The 19,628-nt window shown below is 52.7% G+C and carries 16 protein-coding genes and 7 tRNA genes; 2 read left to right on the forward strand and 21 right to left on the reverse strand.

What is annotated here, in order from left to right; all coding sequences use genetic code 11:
• From holA to leuS, 3 genes are read right to left on the reverse strand one after another with little or no spacing between them, the layout of a single operon-like run.
• Entirely contained in the window at positions 1-1,032 is a 1,032-nt protein-coding gene (gene holA / locus OGY67_RS18350) for a DNA polymerase III subunit delta (protein WP_032942687.1), read from the reverse strand.
• On the reverse strand, positions 1,032-1,631 hold the full coding sequence (gene lptE / locus OGY67_RS18355; protein ID WP_191221715.1) for an LPS assembly lipoprotein LptE: 600 nt from the start codon (positions 1,629-1,631) through the stop codon (positions 1,032-1,034). Before lptE ends, holA begins: the two co-directional genes overlap by 1 nt.
• 14 nt (positions 1,632-1,645) lie before the next feature.
• Positions 1,646-4,228 (reverse strand): leucine--tRNA ligase, encoded by a 2,583-nt coding sequence (leuS, locus tag OGY67_RS18360; protein ID WP_286574349.1) that lies wholly within the window; start codon positions 4,226-4,228, stop codon positions 1,646-1,648.
• Between the two features lie 235 nt (positions 4,229-4,463).
• Between leuS and OGY67_RS18365 the strand changes: the two genes are divergently transcribed.
• Positions 4,464-4,946 (forward strand): zinc ribbon-containing protein, encoded by a 483-nt coding sequence (locus OGY67_RS18365; RefSeq protein ID WP_003022748.1) that lies wholly within the window; start codon positions 4,464-4,466, stop codon positions 4,944-4,946.
• A gap of 96 nt (positions 4,947-5,042) precedes the next feature.
• Here OGY67_RS18365 and rihA read toward each other — a convergent pair whose 3' ends face one another.
• The 10 genes from rihA to miaB form a co-directional block, all read right to left on the reverse strand.
• Complete coding sequence (gene rihA, locus OGY67_RS18370; protein ID WP_191226268.1) at positions 5,043-5,978, reverse strand: pyrimidine-specific ribonucleoside hydrolase RihA; 936 nt, start codon at positions 5,976-5,978, stop codon at positions 5,043-5,045.
• 116 nt (positions 5,979-6,094) lie between these two features.
• Positions 6,095-6,820, reverse strand: coding sequence for a glutamate/aspartate ABC transporter ATP-binding protein GltL (gene gltL / locus OGY67_RS18375; RefSeq protein ID WP_003022754.1), 726 nt, complete (start codon positions 6,818-6,820; stop codon positions 6,095-6,097).
• Entirely contained in the window at positions 6,820-7,494 is a 675-nt protein-coding gene (gltK, locus tag OGY67_RS18380) for a glutamate/aspartate ABC transporter permease GltK (protein WP_003831315.1), read from the reverse strand. Before gltK ends, gltL begins: the two co-directional genes overlap by 1 nt.
• Positions 7,494-8,234 (reverse strand): glutamate/aspartate ABC transporter permease GltJ, encoded by a 741-nt coding sequence (gltJ, locus tag OGY67_RS18385; RefSeq protein WP_003831316.1) that lies wholly within the window; start codon positions 8,232-8,234, stop codon positions 7,494-7,496. The genes gltK and gltJ overlap by 1 nt, the downstream gene beginning before the upstream one ends.
• Before the next feature lie 159 nt (positions 8,235-8,393).
• Positions 8,394-9,302 (reverse strand): glutamate/aspartate ABC transporter substrate-binding protein GltI, encoded by a 909-nt coding sequence (gene gltI, locus OGY67_RS18390; RefSeq protein ID WP_003831318.1) that lies wholly within the window; start codon positions 9,300-9,302, stop codon positions 8,394-8,396.
• 412 nt (positions 9,303-9,714) lie between these two features.
• Positions 9,715-11,253, reverse strand: a complete 1,539-nt coding sequence (gene lnt, locus OGY67_RS18395) for an apolipoprotein N-acyltransferase (RefSeq protein ID WP_057067709.1) — start codon at positions 11,251-11,253, stop codon at positions 9,715-9,717.
• 24 nt (positions 11,254-11,277) lie between these two features.
• The gene (corC, locus tag OGY67_RS18400) at positions 11,278-12,156 is read right to left on the reverse strand and encodes a CNNM family magnesium/cobalt transport protein CorC (protein ID WP_003022770.1); all 879 of its coding nucleotides are present in this window, start codon (positions 12,154-12,156) and stop codon (positions 11,278-11,280) included.
• A 158-nt stretch (positions 12,157-12,314) separates the two neighbouring features.
• Positions 12,315-12,788, reverse strand: coding sequence for an rRNA maturation RNase YbeY (gene ybeY, locus OGY67_RS18405; RefSeq protein ID WP_234692211.1), 474 nt, complete (start codon positions 12,786-12,788; stop codon positions 12,315-12,317).
• Positions 12,785-13,831 (reverse strand): PhoH family protein, encoded by a 1,047-nt coding sequence (locus OGY67_RS18410; RefSeq protein ID WP_003022776.1) that lies wholly within the window; start codon positions 13,829-13,831, stop codon positions 12,785-12,787. Before OGY67_RS18410 ends, ybeY begins: the two co-directional genes overlap by 4 nt.
• Before the next feature lie 206 nt (positions 13,832-14,037).
• Entirely contained in the window at positions 14,038-15,468 is a 1,431-nt protein-coding gene (miaB, locus tag OGY67_RS18415; protein WP_286574350.1) for a tRNA (N6-isopentenyl adenosine(37)-C2)-methylthiotransferase MiaB, read from the reverse strand.
• Positions 15,469-15,613: 145 nt separating this feature from the next.
• On the opposite strand from miaB, the gene ubiF reads away from it, so the two are divergent.
• On the forward strand, positions 15,614-16,789 hold the full coding sequence (ubiF, locus tag OGY67_RS18420) for a 3-demethoxyubiquinol 3-hydroxylase (protein WP_234692212.1): 1,176 nt from the start codon (positions 15,614-15,616) through the stop codon (positions 16,787-16,789).
• 120 nt (positions 16,790-16,909) lie between these two features.
• Here ubiF and OGY67_RS18425 read toward each other — a convergent pair.
• From OGY67_RS18425 to asnB, 8 genes are all read right to left on the reverse strand, one after another.
• Positions 16,910-16,984 (reverse strand) — tRNA-Gln (locus OGY67_RS18425).
• A gap of 36 nt (positions 16,985-17,020) precedes the next feature.
• Positions 17,021-17,095, reverse strand: a tRNA-Gln gene (locus OGY67_RS18430).
• Between the two features lie 43 nt (positions 17,096-17,138).
• Positions 17,139-17,215 (reverse strand) — tRNA-Met (locus OGY67_RS18435).
• Positions 17,216-17,236: 21 nt separating this feature from the next.
• Positions 17,237-17,311: transfer RNA gene (locus tag OGY67_RS18440), tRNA-Gln, on the reverse strand.
• A 37-nt stretch (positions 17,312-17,348) separates the two neighbouring features.
• A tRNA-Gln gene (locus OGY67_RS18445) sits at positions 17,349-17,423 on the reverse strand.
• Between the two features lie 23 nt (positions 17,424-17,446).
• Positions 17,447-17,531 (reverse strand) — tRNA-Leu (locus OGY67_RS18450).
• 8 nt (positions 17,532-17,539) lie between these two features.
• Positions 17,540-17,616: transfer RNA gene (locus tag OGY67_RS18455), tRNA-Met, on the reverse strand.
• Between the two features lie 223 nt (positions 17,617-17,839).
• The gene (gene asnB, locus OGY67_RS18460; RefSeq protein ID WP_286574351.1) at positions 17,840-19,504 is read right to left on the reverse strand and encodes an asparagine synthase B; all 1,665 of its coding nucleotides are present in this window, start codon (positions 19,502-19,504) and stop codon (positions 17,840-17,842) included.
• Positions 19,505-19,628: the final 124 nt, after the last annotated feature.

The raw sequence follows: 19,628 nt of genomic DNA on the forward strand, positions 1-19,628 counted from the left end.
TCAACCATCAATAAAAACATCGGCCAGCGATTTATGGCAGAGTAACAGGGAAAGCCCCTCAAGTTCCGCCCACACTGACTGACCATAGTCTTGTTTAAGCGTAATTTCCGTACGCGTTAACAGCGTTACCGCCTGACGCAACTGCGCAGGATTCAGCCGGTTTAGCGCGTCTCCCATCATACCCCGGCGATTTTGCCACACCCGGTGTTTATCAAACAACGTGCGTAAAGGCGTATGGGCTGACTGCCGTTTTAAGTTGACCAACAGCAGTAATTCACGCTGTATCGTGCGCAGCAAAATAACCGGCTCACTGCCTTCCAGGCGTAACTGTTGCAGAATGTGCAGCGCTCGTTTGCTTTTGCCCATCAGCAGCGCATCCACCCAATGGAACGGGGTAAAGTGCGCGGCATCGTTAACGGCTTTCTCCACGCGAGGCAGCGTTAGTTTGCCATCAGGCCAAAGCAATGCTAGCCGTTCCAGCGCTTGCGCCAGTGCTAACAGATTACCTTCATAGCAATAACACAACAGCTGATTCGCTGCGTCATCCAGTTGTAGATTGTTAAGCTTCGCCCTGGCGGCGACCCAACGAGGAAGCTGTGCTTGCTCCGGCGTCTGGCAGCTTACCTGCACCGCATTATTGGCAAGTCCGGTATACCATGCGGCGTTTTCCTGCGCTTTAGTCAGTTTGTTGCCGCGAACGATCAGCAGCAGGTCGTCATGTAGCAGTGTGACGAGTGAAGCGAGCTGTTCGTTAATGGCGGCATTGGGGCCATTTTCAGGCAACTGCAAAAGTAGGGTTTGACGGCTGGCAAACAGGCTCATTGCCTGGCAGAGTGAAAAAATCTCTCCCCAGTCGGTGCTATTGTCCAGGGTGAAAGCGTGGTGTTCTTCGAACCCTTGTGTGGCGGCAGCCTGACGGATAGCGTCCTGGCTTTCCTGCAACAAGAGAGGATCGTTACCTAAGAGCAAATACGCCGCGCGCAGCCCCTCATTGAGCTGTGCGCGGAGTTGTTCAGGGTACAACTTGAGCATCAGTTACCCAGCGTGGTGGAAACACGCGCCGGAGATGACGCAGGCTCTGCGGCTTTTGTCGCCGCTGGCTTAGCATCATCATCAGCATTGGATGACAGAGTATCGGCCAGATGTACGCTTGGCAGCTTACGAATTAACTGTTCAGCCGCTTTGTCATACATCTCTTTGATGATCATGTCCTGCTCGTTATCCTTCGCCAGCGCAGCCTGTGGGTTGTCAAAGAACGAACGATAAACTTTGGCGCTGATTGGATAAATATCATGACCTGGGATCAGCACGGATGCACTCACGGACATCACCATCTGGTATTCTGCCGTTTGACCGTTCTGGAATACCGACGCCGTATCCTGCGATATGCTGACCGCGCCAAGACGCAAGGACGTCACATCTTTACGCATTGAGCCGTCCTCTAGCAGCGTAACGCCGTTCAGACGCAGCTGATTACGAACCGCGCGGCTTAATGGGCCGTTTGGATCCCCAGAGTCCAGAATCATGGTTTTCATTGAGGGTGGGACCTGCGTAGTATTACGCAGATGCCATCCACATCCGGCGGTGACAAGCACCGCCAGAGATAACAACAATGTTGTCAGAAGTCGCACGCTTCCTCCCGCGCTTAGCCAACGACCAGATTGAGGAGTTTACCCGGTACATAAATCACTTTACGTACGGTAACGCCATCAAGATATTTTGCTACCAGATGCTCCTGGCCAGCACGCTCACGAACCTGCTCTTCAGTGGCGTTTACCGGAACGGTGATTTTGCCACGTACTTTGCCGTTTACCTGAACCACAACCAGCGTTGAGTCTTCAACCATTGCCGCTTCGTCCGCCACCGGCCACGGTGCGTTGTCGATATCGCCTTCGCCTTTCAGTGCTTCCCACATCGTGAAGCAAACGTGTGGGGTGAACGGGTTCAGCATGCGAACGACGGCCAGTAAGGCTTCCTGCATCAGGGCTCTGTCTTGTTCGTCTTCCTGCGGTGCTTTCGCCAGCTTGTTCATCAGCTCCATAATCGCCGCAATTGCGGTGTTAAAGGTCTGACGACGACCAATATCATCGGTAACTTTAGCAATGGTTTTATGTACGTCGCGACGCAGCGCTTTTTGGTCTTCGCTCAACGCATCAACGTTCAGGGCAGCAACATCGCCTTTGGAAGTATGTTCGTAAACCAGCTTCCATACACGTTTCAGGAAGCGGTTCGCCCCTTCAACGCCGGATTCCTGCCATTCCAGCGTCATATCAGCCGGAGAAGCGAACATCATGAACAGACGTACCGTGTCAGCGCCGTAACGTTCAACCATAACCTGCGGGTCGATACCGTTATTTTTCGACTTGGACATTTTGCTCATGCCGGTATAGACCAGTTCATGGCCTTCTGCGTCCTGAGCTTTGACGATACGACCTTTTTCGTCGCGCTCAACGATGGCATCAACCGGAGAAACCCAGTTACGCTCGCCGTTTGCACCAACGTAATAGAACGCATCAGCCAACACCATACCCTGGCACAGCAGCTGTTTGGCCGGTTCGTCAGAGTTGACCATGCCCGCATCGCGCATCAGCTTGTGGAAGAAGCGGAAGTAGAGCAGGTGCATGATGGCGTGTTCAATACCACCAATGTAGATATCAACTGGCAGCCAGTAGTTTGCAGCTTCTGGATCCAGCATCCCTTCGTTGTACTGCGGGCAGGTGTAGCGCGCGTAGTACCAGGAGGATTCCATAAAGGTATCGAAGGTGTCGGTTTCGCGCAGCGCAGGCATGCCGTTAACGGTGGTTTTTGCCCACTCCGGATCGGCTTTGATTGGGCTGGTGATGCCGTCCATAACCACGTCTTCCGGCAGAATAACCGGCAACTGATCTTCTGGCGTCGGCAGTACGGTACCGTCTTCCAACGTCACCATCGGAATTGGCGCACCCCAGTAACGCTGACGGGAAACACCCCAGTCACGCAGACGGTAGTTCACTTTACGCTCACCCACGCCTTTGGCTACCAGCTTGTCAGCAATGGCGTTGAAGGCAGCTTCGAAGTCGAGGCCGTCAAACTCGCCGGAGTTAAACAGCACGCCTTTTTCGGTCAGAGCTTGTTCGGACAGATCCGGCTCTGCGCCTTCAGCGGTCAGAATTACTGGTTTGATGGTCAGGCCATATTTTGTCGCAAACTCGTAATCGCGCTGATCGTGGCCCGGAACGGCCATGACTGCGCCCGTACCGTATTCCATCAGGACGAAGTTTGCTGCCCAAACGGGGATTTCTTCGCCAGTCAGCGGGTGAACGGCTTTAAAGCCCGTGTCGACGCCTTTCTTCTCCATGGTTGCCATTTCGGCTTCAGCAACCTTGGTATTGCGGCATTCGTCAATGAAGGCGGCCAGTTCTGGGTTATTTGCAGCAGCTTTCTGCGCCAGCGGGTGACCTGCGGCAACGGCCAGATAGGTCGCACCCATAAAGGTGTCCGGGCGGGTGGTGTAAACGGTCAGCGTGTAGTCGTAACCGTTCACATCGAAGGTGATTTCCACGCCTTCAGAACGGCCAATCCAGTTGCGCTGCATCGTTTTCACGGTGTCAGGCCAGTGATCCAGGTTATCCAGGTCACGCAGCAGTTCGTCAGCGTAAGCGGTGATTTTGATGAACCACTGTGGGATCTCTTTACGCTCGACTTTGGTATCGCAACGCCAGCAGCAGCCGTCGATAACCTGTTCGTTCGCCAGTACGGTCTGGTCGTTCGGGCACCAGTTGACCGCAGACGTTTTCTTGTACACCAGGCCTTTTTTGTACAGCTCGGTGAAGAATTTCTGTTCCCAACGGTAGTATTCCGGGGTGCAGGTCGCCAGCTCACGGCTCCAGTCGTAACCGAAACCCAGCATTTTGAGCTGGTTTTTCATGTATGCGATGTTGTCGTACGTCCACGGTGCTGGTGCGGTATTGTTTTTAACCGCAGCGCCTTCTGCAGGCAGACCGAACGCATCCCAGCCAATTGGCTGCAGTACGTTTTTGCCCAGCATGCGCTGGTAGCGGGCGATCACGTCACCGATGGTGTAGTTACGTACGTGGCCCATGTGTAGTCGACCAGAAGGATAGGGAAGCATAGACAGGCAGTAATACTTCTCTTTGCTCTCGTCTTCGGTAACTTCAAATGTGCGCTTCTCATCCCAGTGAAGCTGTACTTTGGATTCTATCTCTTCCGGGCGGTATTGCTCTTGCATGGCAGCCAGTGGTCCTGTTTTCAATACAGCTACAAACGTAGCTTTAGATGTGGTGTTTCAGATCCGCATAGCATAGCCCAAACGCCCGCGCCAAAACAGCCTTTCGCGCATTCAGCGTTGAATTCCCGCAAGGATAATTCTTGCACGAATTTACACACTCTGTGGACAGTCTTGCAAAGCGTCGCGTAAATAACGTCTATTATTATAGACAGTTAACGACCCAGGAGGCGAAGTGATGAACAAGGTTGCTCAATATTACCGTGAACTGGTGGCTTCACTGAGCGAACGTCTGCGTAATGGCGAACGCGATATTGATGCGTTGGTGGAGCAGGCGCGTCAACGAGTTATGCAGACAGGGGAGTTAACGCGAACCGAGGTAGAAGAGCTCACCCGGGCCGTCAGACGTGACCTGGAAGAGTTTGCTCTGAGCTATGAAGAAAGTCTTGATGAGGAGACAGACAGCGTCTTTATGCGGGTTATCAAGGAGAGTATCTGGCAGGAACTGGCCGATATTACAGATAAAACGCAGCTCGAATGGCGCGAGGTGTTCCAGGACCTCAGTCATCACGGGGTTTATCACAGCGGTGAGGTGGTCGGATTAGGTAATCTGGTCTGCGAGAAGTGCCACTTCCATTTAGCGGTTTACACCCCGGATGTGCTACCGCTGTGTCCGAAATGCGGACACGATCAGTTTCAGCGGCGACCGTTTGAGCCGTGATCGCTTATTGCCGGATGGCGACGCAAAGCGTCTTATCCGGCCTACAAATTGCACGATTTTGTAGGCCGGATAAGCGTTAGCGCCATCCGGCGTGTATTAGGCGTAAAACTTCAGCCGTTCTGCCAGCAAATCGACAAACCCTTCGCGATCCACGTCTACCATTACGGTGGCGTTTGGCTTATTGCCGCTCAGGAAGTAGTAATCCACCACGGTCATTCCCTGGGTATATTTACCCTGAGTTTCCACGCCGACCCAGCGTTCAACGGTGGTAAACAGTTCAGGTTTCAGCAGCCAGGCAATGGTGCATGGATCATGCAGTGGCGCGCCGATGAATCCCCATTTTTCATCTTTATGATACTCAAAGAAGAAGTCGAGTAGTTCAGCCACGATCGTCGAAATAGGATTGCCGATAGCGCGGAACCGCTCGGTATCTTCGCGATGTATTTGCGCTTTATGCGTGACGTCCAGACCAGCCATCACCACTGGAATGCCAGACTGGAATACGATTTCAGCGGCTTCAGGATCCACGAAAATATTGAACTCGGCGGCGGGCGTCCAGTTTCCGAGGCCCATCGCACCACCCATAATTACGATACGGGCGATTTTGGCGTGCAGCTCAGGATGGCTATTCAGAAGCAATGCTACGTTAGTTTGCGGCCCGGTGGAGACAATGGTCATCAGTTCCGGGCTTTCACGCAGGGTTTTCGCCATCAGTTCCACGGCGGTACAGTCTTGTGGCGCAAAAGCGGGTTCCGGCAGCGCCGGGCCATCAAGTCCACTCTCGCCGTGAACGTTATCGGCGATAATCAGATCGCGCATTAGTGGTTTCACTGCGCCACCAGCTACTGGTATATCCGTACGGTTGAGCAACGTTAACATGCGCAACACGTTACGCAGCGTTTTGTCAGGTGTCTGGTTACCGGCTGATGAGGTAATCGCTTTCACATCCAGTTCTGGTGAGGCGAGGGCGAGCACAATTGCGATAGCGTCGTCATGACCCGGATCGCAATCAAACAGGATAGGAAGTGCCATTGTTGCTCCTTGTAAGTGGGACTTTGTGACAAGGTTAACGCTGGGCTGTATGTGTTTCGAGAGGCGAAGGGATAAAGCGTGAGGTGGCGCGCACATGGAGGTGCGCGCCAGCAAGATTAGTGCAGTATTTTCGCGAGGAAGTCTTTGGCGCGGTCCGATTTCGGATTAGCGAAGAACTCTTCTTTCGGCGAGTCTTCAACAATTTTCCCTTCATCCATGAAGATCACCCGGTTCGCCACTTTACGCGCAAAGCCCATTTCGTGGGTTACCACCATCATGGTCATCCCTTCATTGGCCAGTTCAACCATAACATCCAGTACTTCGTTGATCATTTCAGGATCAAGCGCCGACGTCGGTTCGTCAAACAGCATGGCGATAGGATCCATGCACAGCGCCCGGGCGATAGCGACACGCTGTTGCTGGCCCCCTGAGAGCTGAGCTGGAAACTTCTCCGCATGTGCTGACAGACCAACGCGTTCCAGTAACTTTTGCGCTTTGTCACGGGCCGGTTTTTTATCGCGCTTGAGCACTTTTACCTGCGCCAGAGTCAGGTTCTCAATGATCGACAGGTGAGGGAACAGTTCAAAGTGCTGGAACACCATACCAACGCGAGAGCGCAGTTTGGCCAGATCGGTTTTTTTATCATTCACCACGGTACCATCAACGGTGATGACGCCTTGTTGTACCGGCTCCAGCCCGTTCACCGTTTTGATAAGCGTTGATTTACCTGAACCTGACGGGCCGCAGACCACCACCACTTCCCCTTTTTTCACTTCCGTGGAGCAGTCGGTCAGCACCTGAAAGTGACCATACCATTTAGAAACATTTTTCAGGGTAATCATTAAACTGTCCTTTTCTTCAAATAGCTGACCAACAACGATGCGCTCAGACTGAATACAAAATAAACGGCGCCAGCAAACAGGATCATTTCAACCTGTGTGCCGTCACGCTCGCCAATGGTAGAGGCGGTACGGAAGAAGTCTGCCAGACTTAATACGTAGACCAGCGAGGTATCCTGGAAGAGTACGATGCCCTGGGTTAGCAGCAGCGGTACCATCGCGCGGAATGCCTGCGGCAGAATAATGAGCTTCATCGACTGCCAGTGGGTCATCCCCAGAGCCAGCGCGGCGCTGGATTGCCCACGAGAAATACTCTGGATACCGGCACGGATAATCTCGGAATAGTACGCGGCTTCAAACATCGAAAACGCGACCATTGCTGAGATCAGGCGAATATCGGTTTTTGGCGACAGACCCAGTACGTTTTGCAGGAAGCCGGGCACAATCAGGTAGAACCACAGCAGCACCATGACCAGCGGAATAGAACGAAATACGTTGACGTAGCCTTTCGCAAACCAGGCTATCGGCGCGAAGCTGGACAGACGCATGACGGCCAGGATAGTTCCCCAGACAATACCAATGACTACCGCCGTAACGGTGATTTTCAGCGTGATGATTAACCCATCCAGCAGATACGGCAGGGAAGGGATGATAGAACTCCAGTCAAATTCGTACATTATTTGCCTCCCAAATTGCCAGGCAGGCGGATTTTACGTTCAACAAGATTCATCACCAGCATGATGACGGCGTTAATCAGGACGTAAGCCAGAGTGATAGCGGTAAACGATTCCCATGCGTGGGCGGAGTAATCCAGCAGTTTGCCTGCCTGTGCCGCCATATCGACCAGGCCGATGGTGGAGGCGATCGCGGAGTTCTTCACCAGGTTCATCATCTCTGAGGTCATTGGCGGAACAATCACGCGGTATGCGTTTGGCAACAGAACATAGCGGTAGGCCTGCGGTAACGTCAGTCCCATCGCCAGTGCGGCGTTTTTCTGCCCACGAGGCAGAGACTGAATAGCGGCGCGAACCTGTTCGCAGACGCGCGCGGCGGTAAACAGCCCCAGACAAAGCATTGATGAGAGGAAGAACTGGATGTTGGGATCCAACTCAGCCTTGAACCACATCCCAATGTTTTCCGGCAGCAGTTCCGGAATAACCAGATACCAGGTAAAAAACTGGACGATGAGCGGAACGTTACGAAACAGCTCAACGTACAGCGTGCCGATCCCAGAAAGGAAACGATTTGGAACGGTACGTAAGATGCCGAATAAAGAGCCTATGAGGAAAGCGATAATCCAGGCGGTGATGGATAACGCGACAGTGACCTGGAAACCACTCCAGAGCCAGCCGAGATAGGTGGTGTTGCCGAACGGGGCTTGTTGTAAAAAAATACCCCAGTTCCAGTCTATAGACATAAATCTACTCCAGAAAAAAAAGGGTAGCAGCGCTACCCTCGAAGATTGTTATTCGGCGTTTTGCGGTTTTCAGGCCTGATGGGGAACGACCATCAGGCTTATAGTCTGTCCGTGCCGAGTAACAATCGAGAGGGAGGGGAAGCCTCCCATTTATTTTAGTTAGTTAAGCGCTTTATCATTTGGTTCTTTGAACAGAGCTTTCATCTCGTCTGACAGTTCGAAATTCATGTTCAGGTTCTTCGGTGGAATTGGATTTTTAAACCACTTATCAAACCATTTCTCAGCTTCGCCTGAGGTTTGCGCCTTGGCGATAGTGTCGTCCATCAGCTTTTTGAACTCAGGATCATCTTTGCGCAACATACAGCCGTAGGCTTCCTGAGACTGTGGCTTGCCGACGATCTCCCAGTTGTCTGGTTTCTTCGCTTTCGCGCGCTCGCCAGCCAGCAGGGCGTCATCCATCATAAAGGCAACGGCGCGACCGCTTTCCAGAGTACGGAAAGAGTCACCGTGGTCTTTCGCGCTGATGATGCGCATATCCATTTTTTGTTCTTCATTCAGCTTGTGCAGCAGAACTTCGGAGGTGGTACCCGAAGTCACGACTACGGCTTTACCTTTCAGATCGGCGAAATCTTTGACGTCGCCGCCTTTTTTCGCCAGCAGACGGGTGCCGACAACGAAAATGGTGTCAGAGAAAGCGGCTTGTTTTTGGCGCTCGACGTTGTTGGTGGTGGATCCACATTCAAAATCGAAGGTGCCGTTTTGCAGCAGCGGGATACGGTTTTGTGAAGTAATCGGGATCAGTTTCACCTGCAGATCAGGCTTGTTCAGCTTTTTCTTCACGGCGTCAACGATCGCGTTGGAGTAATCCTGTGAATAACCGACCACTTTTTGCTGATTATCGTAGTAAGAAAACGGTACTGATGATTCACGGTGGCCGACAACGATCACGCCATTTTTGGCGATCTTATCCAGCGTGCTGCCTGCCGCTGGTGCTGCGTCTTCTGCGTGCGCCAGACCGGCGGACATTCCCATGACCAGCATGGCAGTGGCGAGCTTACGTAATTGCATATCCAACTCCTTTATCGTCTGCGCCAGGGACGCATTGATACCCATTGTGATGTTGTTATTGTTTGCTACTAAAACGTGCAGTCTTGTATGTGTTTGTTAACATTTAGTTTGGATGAATGTAAAGAATTTGCTGTGTTATTGTTTATTTTTGCGAAGTGCGCCGCACCATTTGGGGGCAAAAATATCTTGTTGCACTTTTCAGGTGCTACCGGCGCTCAACTTTGGTGCGACCAGGTTGCACATTCAGCCAAAACAGCGTTTGCCTTGTAGAACAAAGCAATAGACGTGCCAGAATGGTCTTTTGGAGGGGGGAAGTAGGCCTGATAAGCGTAGCGCCATCAGGCACGATGCTGCACAACTGCCGGATGGCGGCGTACCGCCTTATCCGGCCTGCATTTGATGGGGCACTGTTTTACTTACGACGTTGGCGCAGACTCATTACCACTGCGCCAAAGCCAAACAGCGCGGTTAGCAGCCAGAGCGGCCAGTTTCCGGTACGGGCATAAGGGGTTAAGCCCGTCGTTGGCGTCACGCTGGTGGTCAGCACCTGACGGGTAAACTGCGGGATCATCGCCTGAACTTCGCCCTGCGGACCAATCACCGCCGTAATACCGTTGTTGGTGCTACGCAGCAGAGGTCGCGCCAGCTCCAGGGAACGCATACGCGCCATCTGGAAGTGCTGCCACGGGCCAATAGATTTACCAAACCATGCATCGTTGGAGATAGTCAGCAGGTAGTCCGTATCCGGGCGGAAGTTATCCCGTACCTGTTCGCCAAGAATGATTTCGTAGCAGATGGCAGCGGTCAGCTTAAAGCCGTGTGCATGCAACTGTGGCTGTACATAAGGACCGCGGCTGAACGAAGACATTGGCAGGTCAAAGAATGGCGCTAGCGGGCGTAGGATAGATTCCAGCGGGACAAACTCGCCAAACGGTACCAGATGGTTTTTGTTATAGCGGTTGCTGGAGTCGTAGCTGTATGGGCTGTCTTTACCCAGTGTGATGATGGTGTTGTAGGTGTCGTAACGATTCTGCTTGTTCAGACGTGCGTCTACAATACCGGTAATCAGCGTGCTATTTTTCGATTTCAGCAGGTCATCCATCATACTCAGAAAACGCTGCTGGTTAATTTCCAGGTCCGGAATAGCGGATTCTGGCCAGATGATGAGCTGTGATTTGCCCATCTCAGGCTGGGTGGCGTCGAGATAAATCTTCAGGGTGTTGAGTAACTGGCCTTCATCCCATTTGAGCGACTGCGGGATGTCACCCTGCACCATCGAGACCTGGGTGGTTTTTTCCGGCTCCAGCGTGTACCACTGAATATAACGTAGCGGGAAGGGCAGAGCGAAAAGCACCACGGCGGTAGCCAGCGGCTTCCAGTTACGCGTTACCAGTGCAAGTGCCAGCAGGCCGCTAACCATCATCAGCAGGAAGTTTATCGCCTCAACGCCCATTACCGGCGCCAGCCCTTTTAACGGACCGTCGATCTGGCTGTAGCCGAACTGCAGCCACGGGAAACCGGTCAGTACCCAGCCGCGTAGAAATTCAGTGATTTGCCAGACTACCGGCGCGGCAATCGCTACGCGTATCCAGGTAGTTTTCGGCCACAGACGCGCCAAAACGCCGGCAAACAGGCCAGTGTAGAGGGAAAGGTAAGCAGCAAGCAGAACCACGAGGAAGACGTTAACGGGGCCCGGCATACCGCCAAACTGCGCGATACTGACGTAAACCCAGTTGATGCCTGATCCAAACAGTCCCAGTCCCCAGAAATAGCCGATAGCGGCAGACTGGAGCGGACGGCGGTTGAAGGTGAGAGCCTGCAGGCCCATCAGCGAAACAATCGCAGCGGGCCAGATGTCATACGGTGAGAAAGCCAGTGTCCCGCAGGCACCGAATAATAACGCCAGCAGCAGGCGAATGCGCTGGCGTTCAATTAAAGGGGCAAATGCCATGTAGTCTTAGATCCAGTTTCGGGTTTATTCGTCCAGTTTGGGCTGGGGTGAGTCGTCCGGAATTCTGACATGAACCTGAATAATACGACGGCTGTCGGCCATTGCCACTTTGAACTGGTAACCATCAATGTCGATGGTCTCTCCACGCGCGGGCAGATGACCGAAGGCCTGCATGACCAACCCGCCAATGGTATCCACTTCTTCATCGCTGAAATGCGTGCCGAAAGCTTCGTTGAAGTCTTCAATCGGCGCCAGTGCACGAATAGTCCAGGTGTGGCGACTGAGCTGACGGAAATCAATATCATCTTCTTCGTCGTACTCATCTTCAATTTCACCGACAATCAGTTCAAGGATGTCCTCAATGGTCACCAGACCTGAGACACCGCCAAACTCGTCGATGACGATAGCCATATGATAACGCTGGGAGCGGAACTCTTTCAGCATGCGGTCAACCCGCTTGCTTTCAGGGACGACAACCGCCTGGCGTAACACTTTCTCCATGCTGAAGGCTTCGGCATCGCTACGCATAAATGGCAGCAGATCTTTGGCCATCAGAATCCCTTCAATGTGATCCTTGTCTTCGCTAATTACCGGGAAACGCGAGTGGGCAGACTCGATAATGACATCGAGGCATTCGTCCAGAGTTTGGTTGCGTTTCAGGGTAATCATCTGGGAGCGAGGGATCATGATGTCGCGAACGCGTTGGTCCGCAATATCCATTACCCCTTCGAGCATATCGCGCGTATCTTCATCGATAAGGTCGTTTTGCCCGGAATCACGGATCAGCTCCAACAGTTCGTCGCGGTTTTTCGGTTCACCGTGGAAAAGTTGGCTCAGTAACAGGGAAAAAAATCCCTTTTTGCTGTTTAAGGTGTCACTACTGTGTGAATTGTCGTCGCTCATGGCGTCGTATGGGTTCTCATGTTAGTTAATACAAAGCGCGTCATGCGTTTACTCAGCTGTTGACGGCATGTTTTGCCTGATGGCGCTACGCTTATCAGGCCTACGAAAGGCATGAATGTAGGCCGGATTAGGCGCAAGCGCCGCCATCCGGCAAGCTACTATTCTGCAATCTTCTCGGCAATGTACGGATCCTCATAGCCCAGAGCAAGCATAATCTCTGTTTCGAGGGATTCCATTTCTTCCGCTTCATCGTCTTCAATATGGTCGTAGCCGAGTAAATGCAGGCTACCGTGCACCACCATGTGCGCCCAGTGGGCCTCAAGCGGTTTGCCTTGCTCCTGCGCTTCTTTCTCAACCACCTGACGGCAGATGATCAAATCGCCCAGCAGCGACATCTCAATGCCCGGCGGAGCCTCAAACGGGAAAGAGAGCACGTTGGTGGATTTATCTTTCCCGCGATAGGTCAGGTTCAGGTCGTGGCTTTCCGCGTCATCGACCAGACGAATCGTCACTTCAGACTCTTCCTGAAATTGGGGGATCACCGCATCCAGCCAGCCCTGAAACTGACTTTCTGTTGGCAAACCGGATTCGTCTTCACATGCCAGCTGTAAATCGAGGATAACCTGACTCATTTTTGTTCCTGCTCCTGAGCTTCGCGCTTGCGTTCTGCAGCCTGCTCGGCTTTGCGTTTCTGTTCTGCTTCTTCCCAGGCTTCATACGCCGTGACGATACGGGCGACCACCGGGTGGCGCACCACGTCTTCGCTATGGAAGAAATTAAAACTAATTTCGTCGACTTCAGCCAGCACTTCAATGGCATGACGCAGACCGGATTTGGTGCTACGCGGCAGGTCAATCTGGGTGATATCGCCAGTGATGACCGCTTTGGAGTTAAAGCCGATACGGGTCAGGAACATTTTCATCTGTTCGATGGTGGTGTTCTGGCTTTCATCAAGAATGATGAACGCATCGTTCAACGTACGACCGCGCATATAGGCCAGGGGCGCAACTTCAATGACGTTACGCTCAATCAGCTTTTCAACCTTTTCAAAGCCGAGCATTTCGAAAAGCGCGTCATACAGCGGTCGTAAATACGGATCGACTTTCTGGCTGAGATCTCCTGGCAGGAATCCCAGTTTTTCGCCCGCTTCCACTGCCGGACGGGTCAGCAGAATGCGACGGATCTCCTGACGCTCAAGCGCATCAACCGCAGCGGCAACCGCGAGATACGTTTTACCCGTACCCGCAGGGCCCACACCAAATGTGATGTCGTGGTCGAGGATATTCGCAATGTACTGTGCCTGGTTCGGCGTGCGCGGCTTAATTACTCCACGCTTGGTTTTGATGTTCACCGCTTTGCCAAATTCAGGCACGCTGTCTGCGCTTTGCTCAAGCACACGCGCTTCTTTGATCGCCAGATGAATTTGTTCAGGCTCGATGTCCTGCGTCTGACCGCGCATTGGGGCGGTATCGACGTACAGGCTACGTAAAATATCTGCCGCAGCGGTGACGCAAATTGGACGACCGGTCAGTTTAAAGTGGTTATCACGGCGGTTAATTTCGATGCCGAGGCGACGTTCCAGCTGTTTGATGTTGTCATCAAATGGGCCGCAAAGGCTCAACAGGCGGGCGTTGTCTGCGGGTTCAAGGGTGATTTCGCGAGTGTCTATGTTCAAACTGTTCCTCTTATGCATGTCTCGCCGGACGCTGAACATTTACCGGCATCTAAGGAAATTATTCACGCCATGGGGGAAAGGCGCAAGCATTGCAGCAAATATGGGGATGATAGGGCAGATTACAAGACCCGCCGGGACAGCGAGCCCAGGATTGTAGGCCCGATAAGTGTAGCGGTATCGGGCCTTTTTTACGTTTTTCAGCAGGATTAAGGCTGATAAATACCGACGCCCAGATCGTTTTCTTTGCGGGTACGCGCAATGACCGATTCAGGGGATTCTGCGATACGCAGACCCATTTCGTCCTCGGTACGCACCACTTTACCGCGCAGGGAGTTAGTCCAGACATCGGTAATTTCTACGTCTACGAACTTACCGACCATATCCGGGTTGCCTTCAAAGTTCACCACACGGTTATTTTCGGTACGGCCTGACAGTTCCATGATGCTCTTACGCGATGTGCCTTCAACCAGAATGCGCTGGGTCGTGCCGACCATACGGCGGCTCCAGGCCATAGCTTGCTGGTTGATACGCTCCTGTAGAATGTACAGACGCTGTTTCTTCTCTTCTTCCGGTACGTCGTCAACCATATCGGCGGCAGGGGTGCCAGGACGCGCAGAGAAAATAAAGCTGTAGCTCATGTCAAAATTGACGTCAGCAATCAGCTTCATGGTCTGCTCGAAATCCTGCGTGGTTTCACCCGGGAAGCCAACGATGAAGTCGGAGCTAATCTGGATATCCGGACGCGCAGCGCGCAGTTTGCGGATGATCGCTTTGTATTCCAGCGCGGTATGGGTGCGCCCCATCAGATTCAGTACGCGGTCTGAACCGCTCTGTACCGGCAGATGCAGGAAGCTCACCAGCTCTGGTGTATCGCGATAAACTTCAACGATATCATCGGTGAATTCAATCGGATGGCTGGTGGTGAAGCGGATACGATCAATACCGTCGATCGCGGCCACCAGACGTAACAGATCGGCAAAAGACCCGATCGTGCCGTCGTGGTTCTCACCACGCCAGGCGTTCACGTTTTGCCCCAGCAGGTTCACTTCACGCACGCCTTGGGCTGCAAGCTGGGCGATTTCAAACAGAATATCATCCGCCGGACGGCTGACTTCCTCACCGCGGGTGTAGGGCACCACGCAGTAAGTACAATATTTATTACAACCTTCCATGATGGACACAAACGCGCTTGGACCTTCAGCACGCGGTTCTGGCAGGCGGTCGAACTTTTCGATCTCCGGGAAACTGATATCAACCACCGGGCTACGGGTCGTGCTTCCACGCACTTTGTTGATCATTTCCGGCAGGCGGTGCAGAGTTTGCGGCCCAAAAATAATATCGACGTAATGCGCGCGCTGGCGAATATGATCGCCTTCCTGAGACGCAACACAGCCACCGACCCCAATGATGAGCTTGGGGTTTTTCTCTTTTAACAGTTTCCAGCGGCCCAGTTGATGGAACACTTTTTCCTGAGCCTTCTCACGGATTGAGCAGGTATTCAGCAGCAGCACATCCGCTTCTTCCGCCACGTCAGTCAGTTGATACCCATGAGTGGCATCCAGCAGATCGGCCATCTTCGATGAATCGTATTCGTTCATCTGACAGCCCCAGGTTTTAATATGGAGTTTTTTGGTCATCGACTTGCTCTTGCGAAATTGTGGCTGAAATGCAGGGCGCATAGTGTACTGCTTTGGCGCGGTTGTGACCAGTATGACGGATGTCAGCCTCAAGGGGTAAAAAATCCTGTAAACTTACACAATACATGTAACTGGATAATTGACCATGACAAATCAACCAACGGAAATTGCCATTGTCGGCGGGGGGATGGTCGGCGGCGCGCTGGCGCTTGGACTGGCGCAGCATGGATTTACGGTAACGGTCATTGAGCATGCCGTTCCCGCGCCGTTTGTGGCTGACGGACAGCCTGATGTCAGAATTTCTGCCATTAGTTCCGCGTCGGTGTCGTTGCTAAAAGGGCTGGGCGTCTGGGATACGGTGCAGGGGATGCGCAGCCATCCTTATCGTCGACTGGAAACGTGGGAGTGGGAAAATGCCCATGTGATGTTTGATGCCGCCGAGCTTAAGCTGCCTCTGTTGGGCTATATGGTGGAAAACACGGTCCTGCAACAGGCGCTCTGGCAGGCGCTGGAAGCTCACCCCAAAGTCACGCAGCGCGTACCGACGTCCCTGATTTCTTTGCATCAACATAACGATCGACATGAGCTTGAGCTGGCAGGCGGCGAAACCATTAGCGCGAAGCTGGTCATCGGCGCCGATGGTGCCAACTCTCAGGTGCGAAAAATGGCCGGGATTGGTATCCATGCCTGGCAGTACGCGCAGTCCTGTATGTTGATAACCGTGCAATGCGAAAATTCACCGGGAGACAGCACCTGGCAGCAATTTACGCCTGACGGCCCGCGCGCGTTTTTACCGCTGTTTGATAACTGGGCCTCGTTGGTGTGGTACGACTCACCGGCTCGCATCCGCCAATTGCAAGCGCTGAATATGCCGCAATTGCAGACGGAGATTGCTAAACATTTTCCATCGCGACTCGGTAAGGTGATGCCAGTGGCTGCGGGGGCGTTCCCGCTTACGCGTCGTCATGCGCTGCAATATGTGCAACCGGGGCTGGCGCTGGTAGGTGATGCCGCGCATACCATTCATCCGCTGGCGGGGCAGGGCGTTAATCTGGGCTTTCGTGATGTCGATGCGTTGATTGATGTGCTGGTGAACGCGCGCAGCTACGGTGAATCCTGGGCCAGTCAGCCGGTGCTCAAGCGCTATCAGAATCGCCGTATGACTGACAATTTCATCATGCAAAGCGGTATGGATCTGTTCTATGCCGGATTCAGCAATAACCTGCAGCCGCTGCGCATCATGCGTAATCTCGGGCTCATGGCCGCAGAGCGCGCTGGCGTACTGAAACGTCAGGCACTGAAGTATGCGTTAGGGTTGTAGCTCGAGTGGTGCCTGATGGCGCTACGTTTATCAGGCCTACAAGTCATGTAGGCTGGGTAAGGCTTGCCGTCACCCAACGTTAGAAAAGCAAAAAGCTCGCCGAAGCGAGCTTTTTTAATATGGCTGGGGTACGAGGATTCGAACCTCGGAATGCTGGTATCAGAAACCAGAGCCTTACCGCTTGGCGATACCCCAACGGGTGCACCCACAGAGTGGACGACTTTTTGAAATTGGCTGGGGTACGAGGATTCGAACCTCGGAATGCTGGTATCAGAAACCAGAGCCTTACCGCTTGGCGATACCCCAACAATTTTTTGGATTTACCGAACGAGTCGATACGTCCTTAATATGGTGGCTACGACGGGATTCGAACCTGTGACCCCATCATTATGAGTGATGTGCTCTAACCAGCTGAGCTACGTAGCCAAATACTAACATTTTCTTCGATGGCTGGGGTACCTGGATTCGAACCAGGGAATGCCGGTATCAAAAACCGGTGCCTTACCGCTTGGCGATACCCCAATGACCGTTACGGTGAACCGCTATATCGAAGAAAAAATGGCTGGGGTACCTGGATTCGAACCAGGGAATGCCGGTATCAAAAACCGGTGCCTTACCGCTTGGCGATACCCCATCCGTGCAACGCTTACGGGTGAATGGTGCGGGAGGCGAGACTTGAACTCGCACACCTTGCGGCGCCAGAACCTAAATCTGGTGCGTCTACCAATTTCGCCACTCCCGCAAAAAAGATGGTGGCTACGACGGGATTCGAACCTGTGACCCCATCATTATGAGTGATGTGCTCTAACCAGCTGAGCTACGTAGCCATCTTTTTTTCGCGTAACCTTATCGGCGTTGCGGGGCGCATTATGCGTATTGAGCCTTGAAGCGTCAACCCCTTTTTCATTGAAAATAGCTGGAATGTGACTGTTTGGTTAGGTTGCGAACAGCATGACGCAATATTCGGCAATTATTAGTTATTAATTGTTTTTTTGCACAGAAAACAAACATAAAAAAAGAGCCCCGCAGGGCTCTTATCTAAGGATTAACTTATTTATAAGCGGACTGGTGTACGCCAACGGCACGGCCAGATGGATCGTTCATGGTTTTAAACGCCTCATCCCATTCGATCGCCTTAGCAGAAGAACAGGCAACCGACGGCCCGCCCGGCACACATTCGGCAGCGCTTGCTACCGGGAACAACTCTTCGAAAATCTCACGGTACAAATACGCTTCTTTAGACGATGGCGTGTTGTACGGGAAACGGAAGCTGGCAGTTTCCAGTCGTTGGTCAGAAACTTGTTCTGCAGCCACCTCTTTCAGAGTGTCAATCCAGCTGTAACCGACACCGTCAGAGAACTGCTCTTTCTGACGCCATGCGACGCTTGCCGGCAGGTAGGACTCAAAACATTCGCGCAGAACGTGTTTTTCCATTTTGCCGTTGCCGCACATTTTGTCCTGCGGGTTGATGCGCATCGCCACATCAAGGAATTTCTTATCCAGGAAGGGCACGCGAGCTTCTACACCCCAGGCCGACATGGCTTTGTTGGCACGGGCGCAGTCGAACATATGCAGCGCTTGCAGCTTGCGCACGGTTTCTTCGTGCAGTTCTTTTGCATCTGGCGCTTTGTGGAAATAGAGATAGCCGCCAAACACCTCGTCCGAACCTTCACCCGACAACACCATTTTAATACCCATCGCTTTAATTTTACGCGACATTAAGTACATTGGCGTCGAGGCGCGAATCGTCGTGACATCGTAAGTTTCGATGTGGTAAATCACGTCGCGGATCGCATCCAGACCTTCCTGCACGGTGAAGTGGATCTCATGGTGCACGGTCCCCAGATGGTTCGCCACCTCTTGCGCAGCTTTCAGATCCGGAGCGCCTTCCAGGCCGACGGCGAAGGAGTGCAGCTGTGGCCACCAGGCTTCGCTACGTTCCTGATCTTCAACACGGCGTGCCGCGTATTTTTTAGTTATCGCGGAAATGACAGATGAATCCAGACCACCGGACAACAGAACTCCATAAGGAACATCTGACATCAGGTGACTTTTCACCGCATCTTCCAGCGCCTGGCGCAGCTCGTTTTTATCGGTAACGTTGTCTTTGACGGCATCGTATTCAAACCAGTCGCGCTGGTAGTACTGACGAATTTCACCGTCTTTACTCCACAAATAGCTACCGGCCGGGAATTCTTTGATTGTGCGGCAGACAGGAACCAGCGCTTTCATCTCAGACGCAACGTAGAAGTTACCGTGCTCGTCGTAACCCATATACAGCGGGATGATCCCGATATGATCTCGACCGATCAGGTAGGCGTCCTGCTCGCTGTCGTACAGGGCAAAAGCGAACATGCCTTGCAGGTCATCGAGGAACGCGGGTCCTTTTTCCTGATACAGCGCGAGGATAACTTCGCAGTCGGAACCGGTCTGGAACTGGTAGCGATCGCCGTATTCAGCACGCAGTGTCTGGTGGTTATAAATTTCACCGTTAACCGCCAGGATATGTGTCTTCTTCACGTTGTACAGCGGCTGAGCACCGGCATTGACGTCGACGATGGACAGACGTTCGTGCGCCAGAATGGCGTTATCACAGGCGTAAATACCTGACCAGTCCGGGCCGCGGTGGCGCATCAGACGAGACAGTTCCAGGGCTTTTTTACGCAGTTCAACTGCGTCAGTTTTAATATCGAATACGCCAAAAATAGAACACATAACCTTCTCCGTTAACCAGTTGCGTGATGCTTTTTATGTTTGCTTGATAAAGAAAATGCCGCAAAGCTGGAGAGGGCGCAAGCGAATTACGGGGCAGAAAATAAAAAACGCAATGGTCATTGCT

The sequence above is a fragment of the Citrobacter sp. Cpo015 genome, assembly GCF_030333035.1.
GTDB classification, from domain to species: Bacteria; Pseudomonadota; Gammaproteobacteria; order Enterobacterales; family Enterobacteriaceae; genus Citrobacter; species Citrobacter portucalensis.

What these genes read in the sequence shown, in the direction of transcription:
- holA (WP_032942687.1), bottom strand. Translation starts at nt 1,032, where the DNA reads ATGCTCAAGTTGTACCCTGAACAACTCCGCGCACAGCTCAATGAGGGG.
- leuS (WP_286574349.1), bottom strand. Translation starts at nt 4,228, where the DNA reads ATGCAAGAGCAATACCGCCCGGAAGAGATAGAATCCAAAGTACAGCTT.
- OGY67_RS18365 (WP_003022748.1), top strand. Translation starts at nt 4,464, where the DNA reads ATGAACAAGGTTGCTCAATATTACCGTGAACTGGTGGCTTCACTGAGC.
- rihA (WP_191226268.1), bottom strand. Translation starts at nt 5,978, where the DNA reads ATGGCACTTCCTATCCTGTTTGATTGCGATCCGGGTCATGACGACGCT.
- gltL (WP_003022754.1), bottom strand. Translation starts at nt 6,820, where the DNA reads ATGATTACCCTGAAAAATGTTTCTAAATGGTATGGTCACTTTCAGGTG.
- gltK (WP_003831315.1), bottom strand. Translation starts at nt 7,494, where the DNA reads ATGTACGAATTTGACTGGAGTTCTATCATCCCTTCCCTGCCGTATCTG.
- gltJ (WP_003831316.1), bottom strand. Translation starts at nt 8,234, where the DNA reads ATGTCTATAGACTGGAACTGGGGTATTTTTTTACAACAAGCCCCGTTC.
- gltI (WP_003831318.1), bottom strand. Translation starts at nt 9,302, where the DNA reads ATGCAATTACGTAAGCTCGCCACTGCCATGCTGGTCATGGGAATGTCC.
- lnt (WP_057067709.1), bottom strand. Translation starts at nt 11,253, where the DNA reads ATGGCATTTGCCCCTTTAATTGAACGCCAGCGCATTCGCCTGCTGCTG.
- corC (WP_003022770.1), bottom strand. Translation starts at nt 12,156, where the DNA reads ATGAGCGACGACAATTCACACAGTAGTGACACCTTAAACAGCAAAAAG.
- ybeY (WP_234692211.1), bottom strand. Translation starts at nt 12,788, where the DNA reads ATGAGTCAGGTTATCCTCGATTTACAGCTGGCATGTGAAGACGAATCC.
- miaB (WP_286574350.1), bottom strand. Translation starts at nt 15,468, where the DNA reads ATGACCAAAAAACTCCATATTAAAACCTGGGGCTGTCAGATGAACGAA.
- ubiF (WP_234692212.1), top strand. Translation starts at nt 15,614, where the DNA reads ATGACAAATCAACCAACGGAAATTGCCATTGTCGGCGGGGGGATGGTC.
- asnB (WP_286574351.1), bottom strand. Translation starts at nt 19,504, where the DNA reads ATGTGTTCTATTTTTGGCGTATTCGATATTAAAACTGACGCAGTTGAA.